This is a genomic window from Pseudomonas sp. NPDC077408 (genome assembly GCF_050269105.1).
Classification (GTDB): domain Bacteria; phylum Pseudomonadota; class Gammaproteobacteria; order Pseudomonadales; family Pseudomonadaceae; genus Stutzerimonas.
In genome coordinates this window covers 962671-976899 of sequence record NZ_JBNNHS010000002.1, presented here as the reverse complement: position 1 = coordinate 976899, position 14229 = coordinate 962671, and the positions used below count along the sequence as shown (strand labels likewise).

10 protein-coding genes are annotated in these 14229 nt (G+C 58.2%); 5 read left to right on the top strand and 5 right to left on the bottom strand.

What is annotated here, in order from left to right; genetic code table 11:
- Nucleotides 1–334: 334 nt before the first annotated feature.
- From ACQKEK_RS09370 to ACQKEK_RS09350, 5 genes are all read left to right on the top strand, one after another.
- The gene (locus tag ACQKEK_RS09370; RefSeq protein WP_499142204.1) at nt 335–1459 is read left to right on the top strand and encodes a helix-turn-helix transcriptional regulator; all 1125 of its coding nucleotides are present in this window, start codon (nt 335–337) and stop codon (nt 1457–1459) included.
- A 106-nt stretch (nt 1460–1565) separates the two neighbouring features.
- On the top strand, nt 1566–3083 hold the full coding sequence (locus tag ACQKEK_RS09365) for a hypothetical protein (protein ID WP_499142203.1): 1518 nt from the start codon (nt 1566–1568) through the stop codon (nt 3081–3083).
- A 437-nt stretch (nt 3084–3520) separates the two neighbouring features.
- The gene (locus tag ACQKEK_RS09360) at nt 3521–4228 is read left to right on the top strand and encodes a tetratricopeptide repeat protein (RefSeq protein ID WP_499142202.1); all 708 of its coding nucleotides are present in this window, start codon (nt 3521–3523) and stop codon (nt 4226–4228) included.
- Complete coding sequence (locus ACQKEK_RS09355; protein ID WP_499142200.1) at nt 4225–6066, top strand: inositol monophosphatase family protein; 1842 nt, start codon at nt 4225–4227, stop codon at nt 6064–6066. The genes ACQKEK_RS09360 and ACQKEK_RS09355 overlap by 4 nt, the downstream gene beginning before the upstream one ends.
- On the top strand, nt 6060–6614 hold the full coding sequence (locus ACQKEK_RS09350) for a hypothetical protein (protein ID WP_499142199.1): 555 nt from the start codon (nt 6060–6062) through the stop codon (nt 6612–6614). Before ACQKEK_RS09355 ends, ACQKEK_RS09350 begins: the two co-directional genes overlap by 7 nt.
- Before the next feature lie 481 nt (nt 6615–7095).
- On the opposite strand, the gene ACQKEK_RS09345 is transcribed toward ACQKEK_RS09350, so the two are convergent.
- The 5 genes from ACQKEK_RS09345 to ACQKEK_RS09325 all read right to left on the bottom strand — a co-directional run bounded on the left by ACQKEK_RS09345 (nt 7096) and on the right by ACQKEK_RS09325 (nt 14229).
- Nucleotides 7096–8400 (bottom strand): hypothetical protein, encoded by a 1305-nt coding sequence (locus ACQKEK_RS09345; protein ID WP_499142198.1) that lies wholly within the window; start codon nt 8398–8400, stop codon nt 7096–7098.
- Between the two features lie 443 nt (nt 8401–8843).
- Entirely contained in the window at nt 8844–9491 is a 648-nt protein-coding gene (locus ACQKEK_RS09340) for a hypothetical protein (protein ID WP_499142197.1), read from the bottom strand.
- 24 nt (nt 9492–9515) lie between these two features.
- Complete coding sequence (locus tag ACQKEK_RS09335; protein WP_499142196.1) at nt 9516–11309, bottom strand: GmrSD restriction endonuclease domain-containing protein; 1794 nt, start codon at nt 11307–11309, stop codon at nt 9516–9518.
- 66 nt (nt 11310–11375) lie between these two features.
- Complete coding sequence (locus ACQKEK_RS09330) at nt 11376–12695, bottom strand: restriction endonuclease subunit S (RefSeq protein WP_499142195.1); 1320 nt, start codon at nt 12693–12695, stop codon at nt 11376–11378.
- Nucleotides 12688–14229 carry a class I SAM-dependent DNA methyltransferase gene (locus tag ACQKEK_RS09325; RefSeq protein WP_499142194.1) on the bottom strand — a complete coding sequence of 514 codons (1542 nt, stop codon included), beginning with the start codon at nt 14227–14229 and terminating at the stop codon, nt 12688–12690. Before ACQKEK_RS09325 ends, ACQKEK_RS09330 begins: the two co-directional genes overlap by 8 nt.

Sequence of the window (14229 nt, the reverse complement as noted above, 5' to 3'; positions counted from 1 at the left end):
ACCGTCCAAGGCCAGGGAGGCCAAGGACGGTGAAAATTTCCAAAACCCGGTATCCGGTGGATCGTAAGGCTGCTCCGCTTAAGTGAACAGCATTACACCATGCGGTGAGCCTTTTCAGTTGTTTCGTATGGTGCCGGCACCAAGAGTCGAACTCGGGACCTACTGATTACAAGGTATGTAGCTTTAATCTAAAAATCAGCTACTTAGTCAAACGTTTGTTACGTGCCTCGTTCTCTGAAACGCTGCCTGGAAACGCCTTGCTCACGCCTTTTTACGCTACGTTTTCCGGGTACGGTGTCGTTATGATGGCCATCTCGCTGGAAGGGAGACGAGCATGTACGAAGATGAGGGCAGGCCGCGTCCGGCAAAGATTTCCGAACGCCGCGATACCATTGCCGGGTGGATCCGCGATGCAGGAAAGAAAGGGCTGACGGCCCCTCAGATCCATGTCCGCCTGCTTGACGAGCTGAACACCGAGGTGACGATAAAAACGGTGCAGCGTGATCTGAATTTCTTGCGCAAGTGCAAGCGCGCTGAACCGCGAAAAGATCCGGAACATGGTGCGCCGCGATGGCTGTTCGTCCGTGATGCGGAGGCGTTGATGCCCGTCCGCTCGAACGACACTGAGCTTTCCAGCGCTGATCTCAAGTCCGCACGGGTGGCGCTGGGTATCGTCATGCTGTACGAGCAAGCAAGCCATCTGCTCCCACTGGCTGCACTTAATGATCTGCGTGAGCACTACGAACGATCCAAACGCCTGCTTACCCGGCTAGCACCTCAGGAGGGCCGCTGGCTCGGCAAGCTGGTAACCGGCACTCAGCACGTTCAGCTTCATCAGGCTGTGATCGATCCGCAAATTCTTGAGCAGATCCAGCTTGCCCTGCTTGGAGGCTATCAGCTGGCGGTACGTTATTTCGCAAGCAATCAGCAAGAAGAGCGTGATTACGAGCTGCATCCACTCGGTCTTTCCTACCAGGATTCGAGCATTTATCTGGTATGCCACTCCGGAAACCCTGATCGAATTCGCTGTTTACCGTTGCATCGGTTTCGCAAGGTTCGGCCTCTGGAAAGCCGTCTGAGCAAGGTGCCGCGGGGTTTTGAGCTCCGGAATCACGTGCAACGCATCTTGGTCGAGCCTGAACCGGTAACACTCAAATTGCGCATCAATGACCGATTGCGCCAGCGGCTGGATGAAAGCGAAACACCGCTGACGCGCGAGCAGGTATTCAGCCCCCTGGGTGAAGGTTGGCACCTGCTTGAGTGCAGCATTGCCTATAGCCAGGGGCTGCTGTGGTGGATTCTCAGCCATGGCGCCACGGTCGAAGTGCTCGAGCCGCCGAGCCTCCGAGCTCAGGTTCGAGAAATCGTGCGAAGCATGGCCAGCTTCTACCTCGACGATGTAGCCGAGCCTATCGATTCTTCCCGGCCCTTACGCGTTACAAGGTGCAGTGCGACATAAGTTGTCGTGCGGATATGGACAATTGCCGGGCCTTTTCAACGACAAGAGTTGCTTCAAAGCAGCCGGTCGCCTGGATCGCAGGTGCTTCTTCAATTGAGGTTTAGTTATGGATAAGCGGCAATTTCTGGCACAGGCTGATGTGGAAAATTTCATCGTTTGGCTGATCGATAACCTTCCTCGACTGCCTGTAAAGCTTAGCTTCAGCCCCAGCCGCTTCGTCGTCGGTGGCCTTCAGAAGCACGTGAATGGTATTGAAGCGGTTCACAGGCTTTATCGGTGGAAAAGCAGCTGGTATGACGAGCAGACTTCTCAGCGAATTGTGTCGGCCAATTTGGCCAGCACGGAACGGTCGCTCCAACTGCTGAGCGACCGCTTGCTGGCAGCACTTGCAAGCGGTTGCGAGCACACGACATATCGTGCGTGCCTGGCTGTACTGGAGTGGGGTGGCGTCCGAGGAGCCATTCCGTTCCTGAACGGATTGCGTCATCAGGGGCAGTTAGTCGAGTACCTAAACCGTTGCAAGCGCTTGTTCGACTTGGACGGCACGCAGAGCCTGTCTGACCTCAATAAGAACAGCATCCTGCGATTCGACGCTGGTCTGACCAAGATCCATGCGCTGATCGATGGTACGGGTTCGCCGATCTATGACAGTCGGGTAGGTGCAGCAATCGCGATGCTTTATTCCCTTTACCGTGAGAGCGCTACGGTCGACGCTGTGATGAGTTTTCCGACCGGGGCGGCTCGCGGCACACAAATCCGCGACCCAGGGCGCCTTGGATACAAGAGTGCACCGCAGTTTTTCACCCCTAGCGTGCCCGCTGAGCGCTGGGCTAAAAGCCAACTGGAGCTTGGCTGGATTCTTCAGGATACCGTTCGACGCTCATCCTTGTTCTCGGGCAGTTCAGTAGATCGATGCCGGGCATTCGAAGCAGCCTTGTTCATGATTGGTTATGACCTTCAATGCCTCGTTCCTGCTAGCGTTCCATCGATACCGGCTTCGCCTCCTGAACGAGTCAAGTCCGCTAGCGCACCGCGCGGTGGCACATGGGTACCTACCAGTGTTCCTTTCAGCCAAGTGCTTCGTGAATACGCTGAAACCAGCCAGCGTAGAGGCCAGGCCATGACGCTGCGAGAGTTCCGCCAATGGCAGCATGAAGAGAAAGGCCGCACTACAAGCACAGCTATGGCTTATTGCGCGCCCTTGAAGGTCACAGAGTTCGATCTGGAAAATTACGAGTTGACTGAGCTTGAGCTGATTGCCAACGGAGGGCCGCTTGGCTTGCAGGCACTGCTTGCTGGCCAGCCAGGTTTCGTCGCTGGAGATGAGCGCGAGCAGGTCTATATGGTGGATGCATTCTTGTGCTGCCGGTCGGCACAGGTCGCCGCTGTGTATGGAGTGGCTCCCGACGATCTGCTCGTGACAGCCGGCTTTGCTGGGCGCGAGAGTTCTGCTCGTTTAATCCGTCGCGTAGGGCGGGACGTGGGGCAACACTTTGGACTTCTGGAGGGCGAAGAGCCGTCTCTGTTGTTCCAGAAGTTTTATGGCGAGGCTCTTTCGGATCTGGACGCTCAGCTTGATCTGGCCGCGCAAGCACTGACTGCCAGCAACTGTCGCGTATCCTGATTCTCGAGGCGCCTCTAACACGAACTTCGTTTCCTCTGATCAAGTCCCGAATGACAGCGCTGCCAGCACCTGTGTGTGGTGGCAGGCTGTCGGCAGCTTAGCGATCCGCTAGCGAACCGGCACCGGCCCGTGCATGCATTGGTAGCCCGGGTACTGCGCTTCGGCGGTGGCCTTCGCCATCGCCGAACTCGTTGCCTGGACTGTCATAATAAAGCTGGCACGCGGGCCAGCGGAGGCGACAACTCGGCGCATTGATACTTGGTAGGTCTTCATACAGAACCCTCATCGGTGAAGTCGTGCTCACTGTGCAAGATCCCTGCGACAGGCTATGTCGCAATGTCCTGCGGGTGCGCCAGTCCCGCGCACGGCGGGATGCGACAGGAGTTGTCGGTCGTCGCGGTGACAATCCGCCCATCCACTCGATGGCTGGAGGTTCCATGTTACCGATCCTGTCTCTAGCCTTGGCCCACTTGCGTGGCCAAGGCGCAACGCCTGCCGAGCGGCAGCGTTATGGCGAGTTACACGAACGCGCTGCTGCGCCTGACGCATCAGCCGAGGCGCTCAATGAACTGGGTTGTGTCTGGTTGCAAGGCCAGCGGGACGAGCGGCTGGCTCGCGGCTTGTTCATCGCCGCGGCTCGATATGGTTCGCTAGAGGCGCTGCTTAACCTTGGCTACATCCATTGGTATGGCAAGGGCGTGGCGGTGAACGAACGCAGGGCGCTTGCCTGCTACTGCCAGGCGGCAGCGAGAGGCTCGCTCGACGCCAGGTACGAGATTGGACAGATCTTCTTAGGTTCGGATGACGAACATCTTCCAGCGCCGCGCAAGGTTGCGACGGACCTGCTATGCGCATACCAGCACTTTCAAACCGCAGCTGGTGATGGTCACGTTGAAGCAATGTACGCCTTAGGCGACCTGCTGCTGGATACTGATTTCATTAAGAGAGACGAAGCCAACGGCCTGTACTGGTTGATGTGTGCGGCTGGTCACGGCCACCCCCTGGCAGCTGACCGGCTGGCGCGCTTCTACCTCGACGAGCCTCGCTTGGAAATGCCGGACCCCGGCAACCTGATGGGGGATTTCTGGCGCAACTACCGCGCGCGTCGCGATGGGCTGGTTACCGACGAAATGGAGAAGGAATGATGATGGATGCAGTCGATATTGCCGGTCTGTTGCGGCCCGTGCAGTCCGCGGTTGAGGCAGCGGGTGAACTGATTATCCGCGAATGGGAGCGCGAGGGTGGGCCGCGAGGCAGTGGCGACAAGGCAGCGGTCGACGAGGAAATTGAACGGCTGCTTTATGAACAGCTGATCGGGCTGTTGGATGTCGACTTCTGGGGTGAGGAGACTTGCCAAAGGCTCACCGGCCAGCGATTTTGCTGGGTGGTGGACCCGCACGATGGGACCCGGGATTTCCTGCTCGGCTTGCCGGGCAGCGCCATCTCCGTGGCCCTGTTGCGCGACGGGCAGCCGGTGCTCGGAGTTGTCTACGCGCCAATCAGTCCAGAGCGGGGCAGAGACTGCATAGCCTGGGCCGAGGGGCTACCGCATCTGCTGCGCAACGGCGCTTCCCATCCGGTTGATCTGTCCAACGCTCGACTCGAGGCGGGAAAGATCGTCTGGTTGAGCGCGGCTGCCTCCCGTAAACCAAACGCCAACATCCGCTTGTGCGAACCGGCTCGTTTCGTGGCCATGCCGAGCGTCGCCTATCGGCTGGCACGAGCAGCTGCCGGCGATGGCGTGGCGGCGGTTTCGTTGACCAGCCTGTCGGCACATGACGTCGCTGCCGGGCATGCGCTGCTGATCGGGGCGGGTGGTGTGTTGCTTAACCAGAGCGGAAAGCCGTTGGGTTACCGAAACATGTCACTGGTATGCGTTCGCTGTTTCGGCGGCGCCGCTGCGGCGTGTGCCGCCCTCGCAAGTCGTCCTTGGAGCCAGGCTCTGGAAGAACGCAACAACCAGCAACGCAATGCGCCGATTACGCCGGCGTTCCCTCCGGTCCTGCATCTTCAGCGCGCATTTGGTTGCCTCGCGGCGCTGCTCATCGGCGACAACCTGGGCGCACAAGTGGAGTTCATGAGCGCGGCCGAGATCGCCGAGCGTATTGCGTCCGAGGCCCTGACGATGGAAGACGGCGGCATCTGGAAGATTCAGGCTGGGCAACCCACTGACGATGGGGAGCTTGCGCTAACGTTGGCGAGATCGTTGGTTAAGCAGGGGGGCTTTGATTCATCGGACATTGCGCAGCGCTATGTGGATTGGCTGAGGTCGGAGCCCTTCGACGTTGGCAATACTACGCGTCAGGCTCTGCTCGGGCCGCTTTGCTTACCGGCATTGGCGGTCGACCAGGCATGCCGCGCGCACGCTTCCACCAGCAGCCAAGCCAATGGGGCATTGATGCGCGTCGCGCCAATCGGAATAGGTGCCCATGGCCGCCCGTCGCTGGCTGCGCATTGGGCCAGGCAAGATGCATTACTCACCCATCCGCATGATGTCTGCCAAGAAGCGAACGCGGCCTACGCAGCAGCGATCGCAGTGGGCGTATCGGGTGCGAATCGCCAGGCAATGCTGGACGCTGCATTGGCAGTTCTCTTGCCGACGACGGAGGGCGATGTAGTAAGGCAAGTGCTGACTGCTGCCGCAGGGGGTGAGCGGCCCACGGAGTATCAGCGCCAGATGGGGTGGGTGCTGATTGCGCTGCAGAATGCATTCTACCATCTGCTAGCGGGGGACAACGTTGGCCATACGTTGAGCGAAACCATCCGGCAAGGCGGTGATACCGACACAAATGCCTGTATTGCGGGAGCGCTGATAGGTGCGGCCGACGGCATCGTTTGCCTTGAATGGCAGCAGCTCGGTCCCTTGCTCTCTTGCCGCGCGCATCCTCAGTCGCTGAGGCCGCGTCCCATGGCCTACTGGCCGGACGACGTGGGCTTGCTAGCCCAGCAACTATTAATGCTATGGGGTAACGGCTCATGCTGAAGGTCATTGACTCAACCGGTAGCAGCACTCGCATCACAATCCACAGCTTCGGAGCGGAACGCTGCGACGATGATGTAGCGATTATCGAACTGCGGTTAGAGCATGACGCGCGAAGCGGCTTGCAACTGATGATGGAAATGAAGACTCAGCAATTTGAGCCCGAAGGCAGACAGGGATTGCTGCCGATTATCACGGTGAATCAATCGGCTGCACCTCAGCTTCGTGTAGCGCACCAGCTATTGGAGGCCAGCCTTGTCGGCAGCGGGCCGTCGCTGCTACAGATCGACGACTACCTGCAGGTATTTAGTGGCTCGTGTGGAGGTCAACTGGCCGTGGAAATTCAGCCGCTTGGTTGGAGCGTTCGAAGTGCATTGCATTACAAGCGACTGTTAGCGGTAGTCTTTGCTCCAGTTGAGTTCGCGTACGATGAATTCCTCACAGTGGCGTTAGGCTTGCAGTCACGCCTGCCCGATAATGCTCCCTTTAAGGCTGGCTTCATACATCGACCACTCCAGCAGCCAATGCTGCTTCTGCTTGGGCTGCTATAAGTTTGCACATGTGTCAGTAGCAGTTTTCAGCGCTATCCATTGTAGGCGTTATAGGGGCTTCAAACGCAGCCTCTAGGTATGCTCGGTCTGGTTTTACTGGCACGTGCTGAGCTCACTTTGCATATTGCCTAGTTTGAGTTAACTGAAACGAAAATCTGAGTGTTCTCTTCGCTTGCGGCTGAAATCTTACAGGGCACGCCTCGCGTAATTTCCTTTCCAAGCTGATGTGCAGCGAAGTTGAACCTGAGATGGCTTCTTTTTCCTGAAGTCCGCGTTGCGCGAGAAACGCCCCTATCCATTGTTCTGAATGCACAGTGAAATCCTTTTCATTAAGCGGCATTCATAGATTGGTCCGACGCCTATGATTGCGCTGCTATTCACCAAGCGAGAAGGTCGTTATTGAGCGCACCCAAAAATCGGTTCCGGGGGCCTGCCAGTGCGTAGCATCTTACTGGGCGTGCGGCTTGACCTGGGGCGAACACTAAAGCATCGCGACCTTACATACCGCGCCGTGCTGATCGAAGGTCAGGGCCGTGCGGATCGGCTGATGCTCGTCGCGGTATTTCTTTAGATGCTGCGAGAGCATGTCGGCTGTCGCTTTATAAGCCTTTTGATGCTCAAGAGTTAGCGTCCGCATACTCTCGTTTTGGTCGACGAGCTCTTTTCGCCTTTCTTCAAGCGTGCCCTTGCGGTTAAACATTGCACTAGAAAGAAGCTGAATCGAGCGATCTCGCTGGGTCGTCAGCAGCGCATCAATCTCGAGGAACGACTTGCCGCACTTATCACCCAGGCTGAGTGCCCATTTACCACTCGCCGTCGGGTCAAGATAAGCGGTGCCAATGTCGAGCAGAGCAAGAATCCTCAGTAACACATCCCTTTTCTGCAATAGGCTATTTACCTTGCCGGCGTGAGCAACCAGTGCCTTATGCGTCCCACCGGTGCCGAAGGTGTCGACCTCTTGCTGCTGGTGAATGTCGCTCTTCAAACGAGATGCTTCGAGCTGCAATTGCTCAATCCATTGCATGGTCTTGTGCTTAATCGCTTCCAGCTGGTTGCGCTTCTCTTGCGGGAAAAGTTCGGGCGACTCTAAATCGCGCATGAAGCCAACAAGGTATTCAAGGTAATTCATCGAGCCACGAAGTTGGGCATGATCTTTGTCGTCAATTGTTCGCTGAAGATTTTCGATAGCTCCTTGGATTTCGGTAAGGCTTCGATTGATATCTGCCAAGTGAGATTGTGCAACGGCAATGCTGAGCAAATGGAACGCGCCCGAGGCTAGCTGCTTTGCCTTTCCTCCCTCCAGTAAACGCCCATGCCCTGCGATCTGCCTATTGTCGTGAACGGCCATGGCGCGCTGGCCTCCACCGACTGCTTCCATGATGGTCAGTGTGCCCTCCGTCAGGCCTTTCTGGATTTCAGGGTCGAAAACTACTTCGAGGGTCTTGTTTGGCAGTGTGGCAACCCCTTTCAATAAATCGGCGGCCAGCTGTTGGCCGCGTTTTACTGCCACATTGTTTGCGCCTGCGAACGTCGGCGCTCCTGCGGGAATCTGTGTGATCAGCCGGGTTTGTACCAACTTGCGGCCTTCGTTATCTGTCACGACCAGCTCCGGGCTGAAGTTTGTCGTTTGCTCATCTGGAACAACCGTCTCTGCTACGGCAGGTACCTGAAGCGTGCTCTCCGCGAGAGAACTTTGAGCATTGCGGCCTCGGATGAAAAGCAGAGCGGCTCCTCCCAGAGCAACTGCCGAAAACGCAGCGGTGCCGTAAAGAACAAATTCGTTCATTAATCAAACTCCTGGTACATGGGCGGCCGCAGGCTTTCGCTGAGGTCAAGCTTTATGCGTAATGGCTAGATGCTATTGGCTTTTCTTGTCACTCTGCAATGGGGCGGTGCATCTAGCTGCCTCATTCTGCCTTCTTGCGTGGTTGGGCCCCGAGCCCTTAGTGCACTCCGGCACGCGCGAGCGCGTTCGCCGTTAGGGTTAGAGGCGCATAAACCCCTGCATTGATTCGGACGTTCGCATGCGAGCGAAAGCCTTAGCCCCAGCGTAGGGCGTACCTTCTAGGCACTGTTCCGCTTTGCTTGGCATTCAAAGCAGCGACCCGCTGGGCCTGGGTGCGCCCAGCACGGGGCCGGCTTGTTGTTGTGTTACCGCCGCGGGCCCGTTTGGTCAGACCTTTGGGGCATCCGCATCCTTCTCTTTTCGGAGTCGAATGTTTTGCACGTCTAGGGAGCAACCAGGGTAGAAAGCATTGAATCATGTACTTTTAGGCTATCAGCCAACCCCGCCGCAAACAGGCGAACAATAGGCTCGGGTGTTAGCACCGTAACGCTCTGTTCCGCCGGGATAAGCGGCTGTAGCGGCGTGTAGCCCTCGAACGACCATAGCCACTGGCCGCCACTCCAGATCAGCACGCACTCGCCAGCATGCTCGATCATGCTGCCGTCCGGCAGGTCGCCGAGCTTCGCGATCCAGCTGTGCTGGGCGCCTTCATCGTTAAGACGCGCGGAGTGCAGACGATCGTCGATGGCCTCGAACGACAGATGCTGCTGCTCCGGGAATGCCCTGGCCCACGCTTCCTTGAATAGCTTGTAGGCCGGGCGGCGGCACTGAGCGCAGGGTCGGTGGCCGGCGGCGTAGGCAGTCGGCTCATCGAGAAAGAACAGCTCGGTGTAGCTGTTCGGCATCATCAGGCCAGGCCGCTTGTAATCCTTGAAGGGAGACAGACCGCAGGTGATCCACGGTTTGACCTTCCACTTGCTCACGATCTGCTGCTCGGTGTTGTGCAGGCGGCCGCGGTTACCCATGAAGGTCCCGCGGCTGGCGACGGCATGCAGCTGACTACGGGGATCGACGCGGTTCTGTAAGGGCATAGGTTACGTTCCTTGTACCGAGGATTATTCGGCCGCCAAGCGTTTGCCGATGGTTTTCTCGATCAGTTGCAGCAGCGTTCTCTGCCGCAGCTCATAGAATGCGTGAAAGTCATCAGCGCGCAGCGCATCGACCGGAATGTAGTGACTGACCAACAGCTTGTTCATGCCCTCATCGTCGAGCCGGACCTGCGGGTGTTCCTGCAGCTTGCTCAAGTACTGAGACGGTGCCGTGCCGCCAATCATGCGGTTGGCCTTATAGGAAATCGGCGTCTTGTTGATGATTGAGTCATACACCCGCGGCGCAATGCCCCGCTTCTCACACCAATCCCGCGGGAAGATGTGGTGGATGTCCAGTGCTACCTCATCAGCTTCCAGATCGCGAATGTTGGCTTTCCAGAAGAAGTCTTTGGCGCCCTCGCGCAGCACCAGCACATTGATGCCCTTGTAAGCCGCGCTGAGACGGGAGCTAAGCGAAGCCAGTCGGTCGATCTGGAAGGTGGCGTCACCGATAGTGCGGGGCGGCTCGGCGTCTTCCTCAATCCACTTCAGCAGCTCTTCCACGTCGTTGGCAATGCGCGTTTCCACAGCACCGCCATACAGCTCACCCAAGACACCGCACCAGTACCAGCGCGCGAGTTTTTCGTTAATGCGCGGCTCGCGCCAACGCTCGTTGTCACCCACCAGCGCCATGACCGCAGCGAGTGGCGGTAGCTGGGTGCGATACGGCAGATCACGCGTGGACGTCAGGCACTCCTGCTTGAGGAACTTGGCGGCGCGGATGAAGCCCTGTTCGACCTTGTCTGCCCAGTTTTTGTAAGCAGCTAGCGGCAGCTCCAAAACAGAGGCGCGTTTGGCGCTCACCGGGGTTACTGCCTTGCCGGTTTTGCCCTCGGCCAAGTCGGCACGGCGCTTCTCCAGCGTGTACAGCATGGTGACCGTCTGGAGGAAGTCGGTGCTTTCCACCGCAGCCAGCAACGGTTCTTTTGCCAGCCGTTTGTGCCGGGAAACAACGCCTCGCTCCTCGCTACCAAACCAGTCGTCACGCAGGTTATAGCCATCAGCGGCGTAGCTGGCGGTGACCAGCTCGAACACCGAAAGTGGCACACCTCCGGTGTTGACCTTCTCGAATACCAGGCACACCGCTTCCTTGCTGGTTTCTTTCTTCAGCACGATCAACGGGATCTGATAATCGTTGTAGGCATCCAGCACCTGCTGCTTGAACTCGAAAAAGCGCTGAACCTCCTGCGGATTGAACTTGTAGAGGTCCTGTAGCCAGTTCATGGCCTCAAAGATCTCGCCGCAGGGGAAGTACAGCTGCTGGCATTCCAGCTCACGGGTCGACAGATCCAGATCAACCTTGCGACCGAAATCGCTGCGTTGCTGGCGGCTTGCGTCTACCGCAATGATGGCGTCATCCAGGCGGTCAGCGCCGGCCAGCGCGGTCGGGATATGGATGTAGTAGTAACGCTCAGCGGGCTTACCCTTTTCGGTGCGTGTCTGCACCGGGCCGTCCAGCTTGAGCACCTGGGTCAGGGTGGTCAGGCGCTGCTGACCATCGAGAATCAGCCTCTCGGGAGCTACAAGATTGTTCTTGGGTACGCCCTCCACCTCGCGCACCTGGAAGCGAACCGCTCCGCCGGTTTCCAACAGCATCACCGCACCCACCGGAAACGAGCGACCCAGGCTGACCAGCAGGCTGCGTACATGTTCGTCGTCCCAGACCCAGCCCCGCTGGAAGTCCGGCAGCTGAATCTTGCCCTCCACGATGTCCTTGAGCATGTCTTTCAGCGGCAGTTTGGTGCTATCGAATGTGGCCATTATCTTTCCTTGAACATTCACATGCCGGGCTCACCCGGCCAGGATTCGGTGGAGGCAGCGAGTTAGTCAGGTTCCGGTCTTCTTGCCGCGCTTGGCCTTGGGCGCGGCGGCGCGTTGGGCCTTGATGCGCTCCAGCAGCACGCTGGCCGGTTCGTCATTCGGGTCCTGCGGCACCAGTTCGCCACGGAACGCCTTGGCGAGAATGCTTTGGGTCAGGTGGTCGATGCGCGCCTGGGCGGCTTTGACGCGAGATTCGAGTTGGTCGGCAAAGGCGAATAGTTGCTCGACGCGGCGGACTATTTCGGTTTGTTCCTCAACGCAGGGAACCGGGAACAAAAAACCTCGGCACTGGGAGAGCGAAATGTTTACTTGGCCCGCTGATCCTTTGGTCTCGTTTATGATGCTGCGGAGATTTTCTCCGCCAAGAAGAACGATTGATATCCAGCCTGAAATAATGTTTTCACTCGGTCTAAAGAGAGTAATAGCTTGGTTTATATTCCACTCTGGCGACGTCGTCGGGATAGTCGCGATTTTTCCAAGTGGCGGGCCTACGATATTCATCACAACGTCGCCCGGCATTGTGATCGATTTCGATGATGCTCCTCTGTGGATGGACTCCGAAATATATTGAGGTCGGTACTCGAAGCTAATCTCTTGATTTACGATGTTGTACACCTTCAGAAATGGAACTCCGGACTCGGAAAAACCCTCTTTTGGGGTACCGCCGCTCTGCACCTTCTCGCACACATCTGCCGCACGCTGAAAACTCCAGTCGACTGCTGCACTAGCCCGCCACTCCTCCGTCAACCGCCCGGAAACGGCGGCGGCGAGGACGGATTGGCGGAAGCGCTTGAGCAGCGCGGGGATGCCGTCGATGCGGGCTTTCAGGGTATCGACCTGGGCCAGCAACTCGTCGAGCTTGGCGGCGATGCGGGCTTGTTCTGCGAGTGGCGGAAGCGATAAACCAAAGTCGGAGAGATCTTCTTTGTTGAAGCCGTTTTGTGCTGACCGTGAAAGAAGTCTTAAGGGTGATTGGAATTGCTCGGAGCGCAAATAGTATTTTGCGAATGATTTTTGAATTTCTTCTGGGCAGATTAGTTTGGCAAGGGCGACATTGTACGCCCCCTCCATACCCGTACAGATTCGCCCTAAAGATGCACCATACCGTGCAATCAATAAGTCATATCGGCGACATGTTTTGATGCTTTTCGTTATTGGAATGTAGGTAGGTACAGGCTTTGATCCGAAGTCGCGTATCTGTAGAAGCCGAACGTAACCATCGGCAGGGTTATCAATAAACGTGGATTTGGGAGGCTGTGTACCGCCTTGCACATCGAAAACCTCTGTGAATTTGGTGTCGCACCAGTTGGGTGGCAAATCACTCATCGCCCGCCCTCACTTCCAACCCCATCACCTCCGCCATCAACTGCTTCTGCGCCACGACCTCATCGCCTGCACCCAACGCCTTCATCAGCTCTTCCAGCTCATGCAGCGCCTCGGTCAGTTCGGCCATGGCTTCTCCGGCCAGCACTTCCGGGGCGGGGAGGTCGGCGGCGTCGAGGCTGCTCTCATCCTTGAGCCAGCTGATATCCAGCGAGTCGCCGCGTTCGCGGATCTGATCGCGGGTGAAGCAGCGGAAGCGGCTGGTTTCACCAACGCCTTCGACGTTCTCGGCGCGCGGACTCTCGCCATTCGGGTCCTCGCCGTAGGCGTCCTCGAAGGGTTTGAGGTGGGCGGGGCCGAAGGGGGTGCGCTTGCCGAAGCTGGGCATGTTGCTGCGCAGATCGTAGATCCAGACGCGGCTGGTGCAGCGCTCTTCCTGGCGGGGGTTGTCGGCCGTGCCTTTCTGAAAGAACAGCACGTTGGTTTTCACGCCCTGGGCGTAGAAGATGCCGGTGGGCAGTCGGAGGATGGTGTGCAGGCTGCACTTGTCCATCAGGTCGCGGCGCACGTCGGTGCCGACGCCGGCCTCGAACAAGACGTTGTCCGGCAGCACCACGGCGGCGCGCCCGCCGGGCTTGAGGCCGCGGTAGATGTGCTGGAGAAAGGCCAGCTGTTTGTTGCCGGTGCGGTAGGTGAGGTCGTCGCGGGTCGGCCCGCCGCCGCCCTTGGCCGTGCCGAATGGCGGATTGGAGAGGATCACGTCGACCTTGGGCAGGCTGGCGCCGGTCTGGCCAAGGGCGTTGCCTAGATGCACCACGCCCTCGGCGTCGCCTTCCATGCCGTGCAGTAGGCAGTTCATCAGCGCCAGCCGGCGGGTGCCAGACACCAGTTCGACGCCTACGTAGGCGTCGGTGCGCTGGAAGCGGCGGTCTTTTTCGTTCAGCTCGTAGAGGTCGTCGGTGTGCTGCTTGATATAGGCGTCAGCTGCGATGAGAAAGCCCGCGGTGCCGGCGGCCGGGTCCTGGATGGTCTCGCCCGGCTGCGGCTTGATGCAGCGGATGATGCTGTCGATCAACGGGCGCGGGGTGAAGTACTGGCCGGCGCCGGATTTGGTTTCGCTGGCGTTCTTTTCCAGCAGGCCTTCATAGAGATCGCCGAGACCATCCTCGCGGGCGCTGAACCAGTCGATGCCGTCGAGGCTCTTGATCAGCTGCTCGAGGTGGCGCGGCTCCTTGAGGCGGGTCTGGGCATCGGCATAGATGGCGGCGATCAGCGGGTCCGGGTTCTTGCCCAGATCCAGCAGCATCTGCCGGTAGTGATCGAGCAGGTTGAGCCCGGACTTGCCGGCGAGATCCGGCCAGCGCGCGCCTTCGGGCAGCTTGTGGCCGAAGCTGTCGTTGTTCTGTACCTGCTCATATTCCATCTTGATGAACAGCAGCAGCACCAGCTCGGTGACGTAGTCGCTGTAGTTAATGCCGTCGTCACGCAAGACGTCGCAGAGGTTCCAGAGCTTCTGGACGATGTCGGAATTGGTCAT

What these genes read in the sequence shown, in the direction of transcription:
- ACQKEK_RS09355 (WP_499142200.1), top strand. Translation starts at nt 4,225, where the DNA reads ATGATGATGGATGCAGTCGATATTGCCGGTCTGTTGCGGCCCGTGCAG.
- ACQKEK_RS09325 (WP_499142194.1), bottom strand. Translation starts at nt 14,229, where the DNA reads ATGACCAATTCCGACATCGTCCAGAAGCTCTGGAACCTCTGCGACGTC.
- ACQKEK_RS09370 (WP_499142204.1), top strand. Translation starts at nt 335, where the DNA reads ATGTACGAAGATGAGGGCAGGCCGCGTCCGGCAAAGATTTCCGAACGC.
- ACQKEK_RS09360 (WP_499142202.1), top strand. Translation starts at nt 3,521, where the DNA reads ATGTTACCGATCCTGTCTCTAGCCTTGGCCCACTTGCGTGGCCAAGGC.
- ACQKEK_RS09350 (WP_499142199.1), top strand. Translation starts at nt 6,060, where the DNA reads ATGCTGAAGGTCATTGACTCAACCGGTAGCAGCACTCGCATCACAATC.
- ACQKEK_RS09340 (WP_499142197.1), bottom strand. Translation starts at nt 9,491, where the DNA reads ATGCCCTTACAGAACCGCGTCGATCCCCGTAGTCAGCTGCATGCCGTC.
- ACQKEK_RS09335 (WP_499142196.1), bottom strand. Translation starts at nt 11,309, where the DNA reads ATGGCCACATTCGATAGCACCAAACTGCCGCTGAAAGACATGCTCAAG.
- ACQKEK_RS09345 (WP_499142198.1), bottom strand. Translation starts at nt 8,400, where the DNA reads ATGAACGAATTTGTTCTTTACGGCACCGCTGCGTTTTCGGCAGTTGCT.
- ACQKEK_RS09330 (WP_499142195.1), bottom strand. Translation starts at nt 12,695, where the DNA reads ATGAGTGATTTGCCACCCAACTGGTGCGACACCAAATTCACAGAGGTT.
- ACQKEK_RS09365 (WP_499142203.1), top strand. Translation starts at nt 1,566, where the DNA reads ATGGATAAGCGGCAATTTCTGGCACAGGCTGATGTGGAAAATTTCATC.